This is a genomic window from Paenibacillus sp. FSL F4-0122, assembly GCF_038002845.1.
Taxonomy (GTDB): Bacteria; Bacillota; Bacilli; order Paenibacillales; family Paenibacillaceae; genus Paenibacillus_AQ; species Paenibacillus_AQ odorifer.
Genome location: NZ_JBBODI010000001.1, coordinates 6,970,710 through 6,979,478, shown reverse-complemented (window position 1 = coordinate 6,979,478; position 8,769 = coordinate 6,970,710). Strand labels below are relative to the sequence as shown.

Below are 8,769 nucleotides of genomic sequence, written 5' to 3'. Positions count from 1 at the left end.
TAATTCCTCCGATTTTTTAAAAATATACTACAACACTTTCTGGTATATCGGCAATGGTTAATGCTGCTATTTCTGACAACACTGTTTAAGTTTCTTTCAGAACAGCTACGCTTATGATATATTTTTAATATCTAATTACAATATTACATTAGGGAGCGATATAGAATGATCAAACATATTGTGTTTTTCAAATTAAAAGATCGGTCCGAAGAAAGCGTAGCGGCAACGGTAGCGGTATTGCGTAATATGGAAGGCAAGATTCCGCAGCTTCTCTCCATCGAGGTGGGTGCTGACATCATTCATTCCGATCGTTCCTTTGATATTGCTCTAGTCACAGAAGTGGCTTCTCTAGAGGATTTACAGGCGTATCAGGTTCATCCGGCTCATAAAGAAGTTATTGCTCACATTAATGAAGTCAAAGAGCTCTCAATTGCTGTAGATTACGAAATTTAAGCTGCTGCTTGAATATAGTATCATCATTTTATACCGGAAGCGGTGACAGGAATGCGTGAGCTTGAGTATCCAATGGAAGCGTTAACTTATTTAGTCGTTTTTCTCGGAGCATGTTTCGTAATGTTCTTCTGGCTGAAACGCCGTGGCAAACGCGGTAAGTAGAGATTAGGACGATTCTCTAACTATTATCGATATGGGGGTATTGCTGTGTATTATGTCAACCGCAATCAAATCGAAACCATTCTTGCTCAAATCCCTGATATTACCGCTGGTCTTCGGACTGTAGCAGCTTCCTGGGATGGTACAACACTAACCGGACTAATACAGGAACGCAGCCTCCATCTGGCAATAGAGGTTGTAACAGACGTTGGTAGCTGTCTCATTGACGGGTTTATTATGCGTGATGCTGGAAGTTATGAGGATATAATTTCTATTATTCATGAAGAGAAAGTGCTAGGTCAAAGTGAGATTTATGAAAGATTGATAGAATTAGTTGCTCTGCGTAAGCCACTCGTTCAGGATTATTATGCCTGGGAGAGAGGTGATCTGCATCCACTTACCCCCATTCTTTCGGAAGTGCTTGAGCAGTTTGCCGTTGAGGTACGGAAATATTTGGACCAGGAGCTTGGAGCCAGTGTACCGCTATAATAGCATAGGATAGAATCACATAGAATAGGCGATAGCCGTGAAAGAGAGGGGTTCCTTTATGATGAAGATGGGGCAGGAAAACGGATCGACAAGACAAATGATTATGACGCTCCTGAAGACGAAAGGAACACTGACCATCGGCGCGCTGGCAGAAGAATTGGGAATTACAGAGATGGGTGTCCGTCGTCATGTGCTTCAGCTGGAGCAAGAAGGGCTTGCAAAGACAAAAGTGGTCCGGCAAGCGATGGGGCGGCCTTTACATATGTACTCATTAACGGAGAGAGCCGAAGAATATTTTCCGAAAAGTTATCACAACTTGGCTTTGGAGCTTCTGCGTGAATTGGATTACGGCAGTGGACTGGATGCTGTTAATACATTATTTGAAGGCCGCCGCCGCCGGATGCTCGCTCAGTATGCTCCGATGATGGAACGGCGCAATTTGGAAGAACGCGTCGCCGAATTATCTTCTATCCAAAATGCCGGTGGATATATGGCAGAATGGAACCGTGAAGAGGATGGCTCATATGTCATAAGGGAGTACAATTGCCCGATTCGCCAAGTGGCTACCCAGTATCGTAAGGCTTGCCAATGTGAGCATAGTCTTTTCGAAGAACTGCTGGATGCTAAGGTAACACGTAATGAATGTATGGCAGAGGGCGGCCATTGCTGCCGCTACGCTATCGTACCCAAAAATGTTACTGACAAAACTTCTGAAAAGTTATAATAATTAGTCACAAGACAATCCCCTGCTGCTTATGATATAGCAGATATAGGCATTAGCCCGGTAGAGCGGGGAGCAATGAATTTAAAGGAGAGATGAAACGATGAAAAAGGACACCAAAGGTTTATTATGGGGCGCTTTAGTCGGCAGTGTGGTTGGATCGGTGACAGCATTGCTGTTCGCGCCTAAACCAGGTAAAGAGCTGCGCAAGGATATTGCAGAAGGAACTACCGCTGGTATTGAAAAGGTTCAAGAACTTGCCGTTCAAGCGGGAGATAAGAGCATTGAGATTTATGACAAGGCAAAAGATTCGATTGGGCATGTAGTGCATGAAGTTCGGGAATGGAGCAAATCATGTGCGAATGCTGTTGATGAAGAAGAAAAAATTACAGTAACTGTCAGCGGCATCGCTACAGAAGAAGCTGTAGAAGCAGTTGACGCTGTAGAAGCTGTTGAAGAGGCTGCTGCCACTTTGGAAGTGGAAACTGAGTTGGTTGAGGCCACTATAAGTGAAGATGTAAGTGAAGAAGCCAGCTTTGAAGAAGTCGTTCAAGATGACAAGGTTAATAAAGAAATTCTATAATGGAACCGTGGTTTAAATCCTCTGTTTCAGTGGTAAAAGAGTACTCATTCTCTTATAATAGAGCCGCTTTTTCGCATTGGGCGGAGGGTGGCTTTTTTAATTAGTTTGCACCCGCTTGTTAAATGATGGAAGAAGACTACTCTTGAACTCAGAGGGCAAAAGGAGTAATATCTGCAGTTGGGGCTGAAAGCCAGGTACATTTTGTTTTCACCTTACATAAGCTACACAAAACAAGTAGAAGGAAGCGGTGTGTTCGTGCAGCAAGCTATAGCAATATTAGACTCAGGTGTGGGAGGGTTAACAGTTGTCAAAGAAGTGATGAGGCAACTCCCGCGGGAGAAGATCATTTATTTCGGAGATACTGCCCGAGCTCCGTACGGACCCCGTTCGACCGAGGAAGTACAACTGTTTACTGAACAAATTGTAGATTATTTGATCCAGTTTAATCCTAAAATGATCGTTATCGCTTGTAATACCGCAACAGCTGCGGCACTCGATTATATCTCAGCTAAGGTCTCCATCCCTGTAATTGGGGTGATTCATCCCGGAGCCCGCGCAGCAATTAGCGCAACCAAAAGCGGACATGTCGGCGTGATCGGTACGGTAGGAACCATCAACAGCGGTGCTTATACTAACGCATTAAAGCAGTTGTCCCCTTTTGTTGAGGTTGTAAGTCAAGCCTGTCCAGCGCTTGTCCCACTCGTCGAGCAAGGCAAGTTCCGCTCAGAGAAAAGTTACGATATCGTAGAAGAGGCACTAGAAGGCATTAAAGACACTAACATCGATACTTTAATTTTAGGATGCACTCATTATCCATTTCTTGTAGAACCCATTGGTGAGACTATGGGATCGGGAGTCAAGCTGATCAGTTCTGCAGATGAGACCGCTCGTGAGATCAGCACAATTTTATATGATAAAGGCAAGCTGTCCATCGGGGATGAAAGTCCAATTCACCAGTTTTTCTGCAGCGGTGATGCTGAGATGTTTCAAAGCATCGCGCGAGACTGGCTTGGAGAACAAATTAGACGCACCCCAGTAGTGTGGCAAGTATCCACGTTATAAGCAGGAGCAATGTTGAATTGAATAGGGACAAACTCCATGGGAGTGTAAAAGAAAAACAGACTGGGAAAGCACATTTCCCAGTCTGTTTTTTTGAAATATAAGCACTTATATGCTGCGGAACTGTAATATCCTTATTTTTCATGAGAAACGGTTGCCATCTATAAAGGGCGATGACGTTGTTTTTTCTTGTGATTCATTTCTCCTTCATGCCGGGTAGTGGCGCTTGCATACAATAGAGTTAAGTGCTGTATGCCGCTGTTTTTGTATTGCTGTATCAGCAATTTAAGGCCGAGAGGATGAGACCTAATGCGACAATATATTGCAAACAGGGGAGATACCGTAAGCCGAATTGCCGCTCTACATGGATTAACTCCTGAGCATGTTATTCAAGGTAATCCATGGGTTGGGAGACAATCTTATTTATACCCAGGTCAGGTTTTATTTCTGCCATCTTCGCCGCGTAAAAGGTATGCTGTGCAGGAAGGGGACACTCCAGAACGGATAACCTCATTATTTAAGGTGAATTTAGAGGATTTGGAGAAGCTTAATCCTGGTGTGACCTCAGGGCGCTGCTGTACACCTGGAAAAATACTTGTCATTCCACCCCCAATTCCAGACCGCGTGGTGTTTCTGCGCGGGGAGTACGGTCCGGCTGAGGTTGAGAGCGACATTGACAGCTTGCTTGACCAATACCCGTTTATACAAGCAGCCACAATAGGCACGAGCGTGCTCGGCAAGCCGCTCCATGTACTCAAGATCGGGAATGGCACTCGTCATCTGCATGTTAACGCCGCTTTGCATGCCAATGAATGGCTGACTTCGCCATGCTTGATGTCCTTCATAGAGGAGTATGCAGCAGCTTATGCTGAAGGCTTGGAATGGAATGGACACAGTCCTGAGGTTTGGTTCCAAAACTGGACATTATGGGTCGTGCCTATGGCTAATCCAGATGGCGTGGAGCTGGTTCAGGAAGGGGTTTTGCCAGACCATCCGTTTTATGATGACCTCATGAAATGGAATGGTGGACGAAGCAGCTTCCGGCATTGGAAAGCTAACATCCGCGGTGTGGATCTTGGGGATCAATTTCCCGCTCATTGGGAAGAGGAGCGGGAACGTCGGGGAGTAAGGCTGCCCTCACCGCGGGATTACAGCGGCCCTGAGCCGCTGAGTGAGCCAGAAGCAGCCGCTCTGGCTGCCCTGGCTGAGGCAGCGCCTGGCGAAGCTGCAGTGTCTCTGCATAGCCAAGGAGGAGAGATTTATTGGAACTACCGGGGGTATGAACCTCCCGAGAGCCGTGAATTAGCCGCGCAGCTGGCAGTTGCGAGCAGTTACCGGGCAGTGGAGCTGACTGGAAGTGATGCCGGATATAAGGATTGGTTTATTCAGACCTTCCGCAAACCTGGATTTACGGTGGAGCTGGGGATCGGCAAAAATCCGCTGCCACTAGCAGATTTTGAAGATATGGCCTTGGAAACAGGACTTATATTGGCAACGCTCCTTTCTAATGTGAAATAATTATGAAACATTTGCAGTAAACTTGCGTAAAATAAAACATGGGGTATGGCCGCTGTCGTCACTACACGTTATCCGCGGCTGTATCCTTTTTACTTGGGAGGAGGGTCACCATGAAACTGAAAAAAATACTGTCACTAAAACAATGGTCCCATATCTTCAGTAGCTCCTGGCAATACATCCGCTCCCCTAAAGTAGCAATGGGGGACAAGCTGTTATTTACAATTCCAGTATTGCTCTATTGGGTCTTGCCGGACTTCATGCCATTTATTCCGATCGATGATATTGGAGTGACCATGCTGCTGATGGGCTGGTTCGTGTCACGAATGGGGCGGAAATATCCTGCACTTCAGCAGGGTGAATAGGATCGCACCACACATTTTCGACAAGAACTTCAGAGCTAATTAGCTAATATAGTTGCTTTTAGATGTCATTTACCTTTAAAATAAGTAATTGAGTATTTAATTTTCGGACTAGGAGATGGAATATAGATGAAGGTCAAAATTACCCGCAATGCGGCTAAAGTGATAAAGAAACAAATGGAGCTTGAAGGAAACAGCGAGTTGAAGCTGCGCGTAGCAATTACACATGCACACGGTGATCATGCTCACTACGGACTGGACTTGGACACGCCTAAAGAGAACGATGTTGTAGTGTCGACAGATAAGGAAATCGATGTTATTCTAGATCCGAGTCAACCACTCCTTGATGGCGTGGTCGTTGATTATTTGTATCTTCCACAAGAAGGTTTTGTCATTACGAATCCGTCTAAAGGTAATCACGGCGATCACTAAACACTCGCCTGTAAATTTCGAACACAAAGAAGGGTTGCTCCATGGCTAACGAAATACAAGTGTGCGATGAATGTAATTTCATGAAGTTGAAAAGTATTATCCCTAAGCTGCAAAAAATGGCACCTGATGCCGAGATCAAGGTTGGCTGCAAGTCGTACTGCGGTCCATGTGGCAAACGGGCTTTTGTTTATGTGAATGGTCGTTATGTGAGTGCTCCAACGGAGGATGAAGTGTTGAAGAAAGCAGAAGCTTTTATCAAACAGCCCTCCGTTCAGAAATAATACTGAGTTCTTATCAACTAAGATAATAGGGTCGATCCCTCTTCATTCTCAGAATAAGTAAAAGTAAACAGAGCAGCGATTCTCCTGTTATTGGAGGATCGCTGCTCTGCGTTTTCTGGTCATTGACGGCTTTCTTCAATCGTGTCCATCATCCCATCATTTCTCCGTCTCCTCATCTCATCGACCCATCGTCCCATCATCTCACCATCTCATCGACCCACCATCCTATCATTCCACCATCCCACCATCTCCTCATCCTACAGGGGTTACGGACTCAGATGACGTTATTTGCGTGTTTTTAGCTGTTAATGCAAGATTTCGGACCCCAGGGACGCTATTCCTCAGAAAAGAGGCTCATATCGGCGTTTTTCAGGCTAATAGCTGCTCTGGAGTCCGTTAGCATTCCAAATCTCGGATATTGCTGGGTTTAAGGTCAGCTGTGTCCGTTAGTGAGATACTTCGCGTATCTAAGTCGGAAAACCCAACGTGCTTCCAACAACGATCAGGAGTTAGTGTCCAACATAGAGAGGATGTCGCAGCCGCCCTTTTCGATAGTTTTGTGGACAGTCTCTTCATTTACCGGGATATAAGCTTAAGGTGCAGATTGTGTATTCTTAAGCTTTTTGATTCCATCATATTTCATGATATCGTCGGAGATCTGTAGGCGGAGCTTGCTGGTCTCATACCCGATGCTGCACTCCCCTACGTCCACGGCTTCGCGGCTTTCGAGACTATAACAGGTTCCGCTGGCAAATTGCCCATTCTCGCTGGGGAGATAAGACAGCTTTGCATCGGCATAGGCGCCGGATCGCAGCGTTACAAGACGCTCATGCCCGCTAAACAGATTATTGCCCATGAGATAATAAGGATCACGTGAGATCCCGAGCAAATGGAGCAAGGAAGGTGTAAGATCCAACTGACCAGCTGGAGCTGAATCTAGGACAGAGGCGTTAGAGCCTGGAAGATGAATGAGCAAGGGAACCTGATGCATTATTTGCTGCATATCGAGTGCGCTAAGGCTTTTGCCGAGAAATTGTTCGTAATAAGCGATCTCCTGGATCGAATTATCATGATCTCCATAGAAAGCAACAATGGTATTATCCCACAGCCCACGCTGCTTCATCTCTTTGACCATTTCCCCTAAAGCTTCATCCGTATAGTGAACAGCCTGCAAATAATCTCCGAAGATCGTGCCCTTGAACTCTCCAGTATCAAGCCCTTGTTTATCTGCAGGGAGAGAATAAGGGTGATGGCTGGATAGTGTAGTCAAAAATGAATAAAAAGGCTGCTGTATCGTTTCTGAAGTGTTCATAATATCGAGGGATTGCCGTAAAAAGGATTTGTCACCCAGAGACCAGCCTAGAGGTTCGTCTATTGTATAGTCTTTTTTGTTATAAAAATGGTCATAACCCATCGCGTTATACATAATCTGCCGATTCCAGAAGCTGCCTTCGTACGCATGAAAAGCATTGGTACTGTAGCCCTTTGATTTCAAAATAGCAGGCAGCGTGTCAAACTGATGATCCGGGTAACGGACAAATACCGAGCCGGAGACCAGCGGGTACAGGGAAGCGTTGGACGTGAAATCCGCATCGGAAGTTCGGCCTTGTGAGGTCTGATGGTAGTAATTGCTGAAATAGGTGTTTTCTTTGATTAGAGCGTTCAGATTAGGCGTGATCTCCTGGCCGGATATTGAGCGTCCAACTACAAAGTTCATAAAAGCTTCAGCTTGAATAACAACAATGTTGCTTCCGCTGTATTTTCCAAAGCTGTCATTATTGGCACTTTGCTCAGTGTTTTGTTCATTGAACCAGAGCTGCATCGAGGTGGCTTCTTCTTGTGAAAGCTCGGGCTGCGGACCTAGATGATCTTTAGCATATAAGTAAATATCATAACCGTGAAAACCGATTAGTCCGGTTACGTTATACATGGCGAGACTCCACCAGTTGCCAGTGAATAGATCTTTAGCCCAGGTAGTAGCGTAGGTGTGGATAGGTCCAAAGGTCAGCACGCAACCTAGCACCAGAGCAACGATCCCATTCACGCTTCTTTTTAGCGTCCTGCTTAGGCGTGAAGAGCGGCGGGAATAACCGGTTTGAGAATAAGAGTGAGATTGCCCATAACGGCGAGGGACGGCATTAGACAAGTATGTATGGGATTTGCGGCGGTATAATCCTACGCCGATTCCGTATGCAATAAGAAATAGCCAGTCAGCGAACAAATAAAGATCGGAAGGACGCAGTAGGGCGAAGATACTTCCACCAAGCGCATCCATCTGTCCAGCCTGAAACAATACGGGTACCGTGATAAAATCCTTAAAATAACGATAGTAGACGATATCCGAATAAATAAGCAGCGTCAGAAGCAAGTTTATACTTAACAACGTTATCGTCTGTCCCCGGCGGGGAAGCCACAGGGTCCAAAAAGACAATAACATGACTGAACCTACAGCAATCCATTTGTCCTGCCGGTTCATATCTATATTGGGAGCATGCAGCCCACTATGCAGAAATAATAACTTGGCCAGCATGATGCCAAGAAAAAGGAGATAACCGATATATCGGGAGCGAATCACAGCAGCTATTGTACTTGTTACGGTTGTGCTGCTCCGACTTGATGGAAAAACTGACATTTTGAAGCCTCCTAGCACAGAAAATAAATAAAACGAGAAGAAACAACGTTGTTGTCTTTTTTAGATGACAAACGTTTCTCTTA

10 protein-coding genes are annotated in these 8,769 nt (G+C 45.4%); 9 read left to right on the top strand and 1 reads right to left on the bottom strand.

Features of this window, described 5'->3' with window-relative positions; genetic code table 11:
* The first annotated feature begins 165 nt into the window (after positions 1-165).
* The 9 genes from MHH49_RS30815 to MHH49_RS30775 all read left to right on the top strand — a co-directional run bounded on the left by MHH49_RS30815 (position 166) and on the right by MHH49_RS30775 (position 6,054).
* Positions 166-453: a Dabb family protein gene (locus MHH49_RS30815; RefSeq protein WP_036689213.1), complete on the top strand. Its 288-nt coding sequence runs from the start codon at positions 166-168 to the stop codon at positions 451-453.
* Positions 454-660: 207 nt separating this feature from the next.
* The gene (locus MHH49_RS30810; protein WP_038569794.1) at positions 661-1,101 is read left to right on the top strand and encodes a DUF86 domain-containing protein; all 441 of its coding nucleotides are present in this window, start codon (positions 661-663) and stop codon (positions 1,099-1,101) included.
* Positions 1,102-1,159: 58 nt separating this feature from the next.
* On the top strand, positions 1,160-1,825 hold the full coding sequence (locus MHH49_RS30805; RefSeq protein WP_038569796.1) for a helix-turn-helix transcriptional regulator: 666 nt from the start codon (positions 1,160-1,162) through the stop codon (positions 1,823-1,825).
* 100 nt (positions 1,826-1,925) lie between these two features.
* A complete protein-coding gene (locus tag MHH49_RS30800; RefSeq protein ID WP_051491605.1) occupies positions 1,926-2,405 on the top strand; it encodes a YtxH domain-containing protein in 480 nt (159 codons plus the stop codon).
* A 255-nt stretch (positions 2,406-2,660) separates the two neighbouring features.
* Complete coding sequence (racE, locus tag MHH49_RS30795; protein WP_036689641.1) at positions 2,661-3,467, top strand: glutamate racemase; 807 nt, start codon at positions 2,661-2,663, stop codon at positions 3,465-3,467.
* Positions 3,468-3,773: 306 nt separating this feature from the next.
* Positions 3,774-4,982 carry a M14 family metallopeptidase gene (locus tag MHH49_RS30790; RefSeq protein ID WP_076143318.1) on the top strand — a complete coding sequence of 403 codons (1,209 nt, stop codon included), beginning with the start codon at positions 3,774-3,776 and terminating at the stop codon, positions 4,980-4,982.
* Between the two features lie 110 nt (positions 4,983-5,092).
* A complete protein-coding gene (locus tag MHH49_RS30785) occupies positions 5,093-5,344 on the top strand; it encodes a hypothetical protein (protein ID WP_076143316.1) in 252 nt (83 codons plus the stop codon).
* 126 nt (positions 5,345-5,470) lie between these two features.
* Entirely contained in the window at positions 5,471-5,773 is a 303-nt protein-coding gene (locus MHH49_RS30780; protein ID WP_036689223.1) for a HesB/IscA family protein, read from the top strand.
* Between the two features lie 41 nt (positions 5,774-5,814).
* The gene (locus tag MHH49_RS30775) at positions 5,815-6,054 is read left to right on the top strand and encodes a DUF1450 domain-containing protein (RefSeq protein ID WP_036689224.1); all 240 of its coding nucleotides are present in this window, start codon (positions 5,815-5,817) and stop codon (positions 6,052-6,054) included.
* Between the two features lie 592 nt (positions 6,055-6,646).
* Here MHH49_RS30775 and MHH49_RS30770 read toward each other — a convergent pair.
* A complete protein-coding gene (locus MHH49_RS30770; RefSeq protein WP_076275012.1) occupies positions 6,647-8,686 on the bottom strand; it encodes an LTA synthase family protein in 2,040 nt (679 codons plus the stop codon).
* Positions 8,687-8,769: the final 83 nt, after the last annotated feature.

Bases quoted from the DNA above. Each gene is read 5' to 3' on its own strand.
- MHH49_RS30790 (WP_076143318.1), top strand. From the start codon at position 3,774: ATGCGACAATATATTGCAAACAGGGGAGATACCGTAAGCCGAATTGCC.
- MHH49_RS30775 (WP_036689224.1), top strand. From the start codon at position 5,815: ATGGCTAACGAAATACAAGTGTGCGATGAATGTAATTTCATGAAGTTG.
- MHH49_RS30805 (WP_038569796.1), top strand. From the start codon at position 1,160: ATGATGAAGATGGGGCAGGAAAACGGATCGACAAGACAAATGATTATG.
- MHH49_RS30780 (WP_036689223.1), top strand. From the start codon at position 5,471: ATGAAGGTCAAAATTACCCGCAATGCGGCTAAAGTGATAAAGAAACAA.
- MHH49_RS30815 (WP_036689213.1), top strand. From the start codon at position 166: ATGATCAAACATATTGTGTTTTTCAAATTAAAAGATCGGTCCGAAGAA.
- MHH49_RS30785 (WP_076143316.1), top strand. From the start codon at position 5,093: ATGAAACTGAAAAAAATACTGTCACTAAAACAATGGTCCCATATCTTC.
- MHH49_RS30770 (WP_076275012.1), bottom strand. From the start codon at position 8,686: ATGTCAGTTTTTCCATCAAGTCGGAGCAGCACAACCGTAACAAGTACA.
- MHH49_RS30800 (WP_051491605.1), top strand. From the start codon at position 1,926: ATGAAAAAGGACACCAAAGGTTTATTATGGGGCGCTTTAGTCGGCAGT.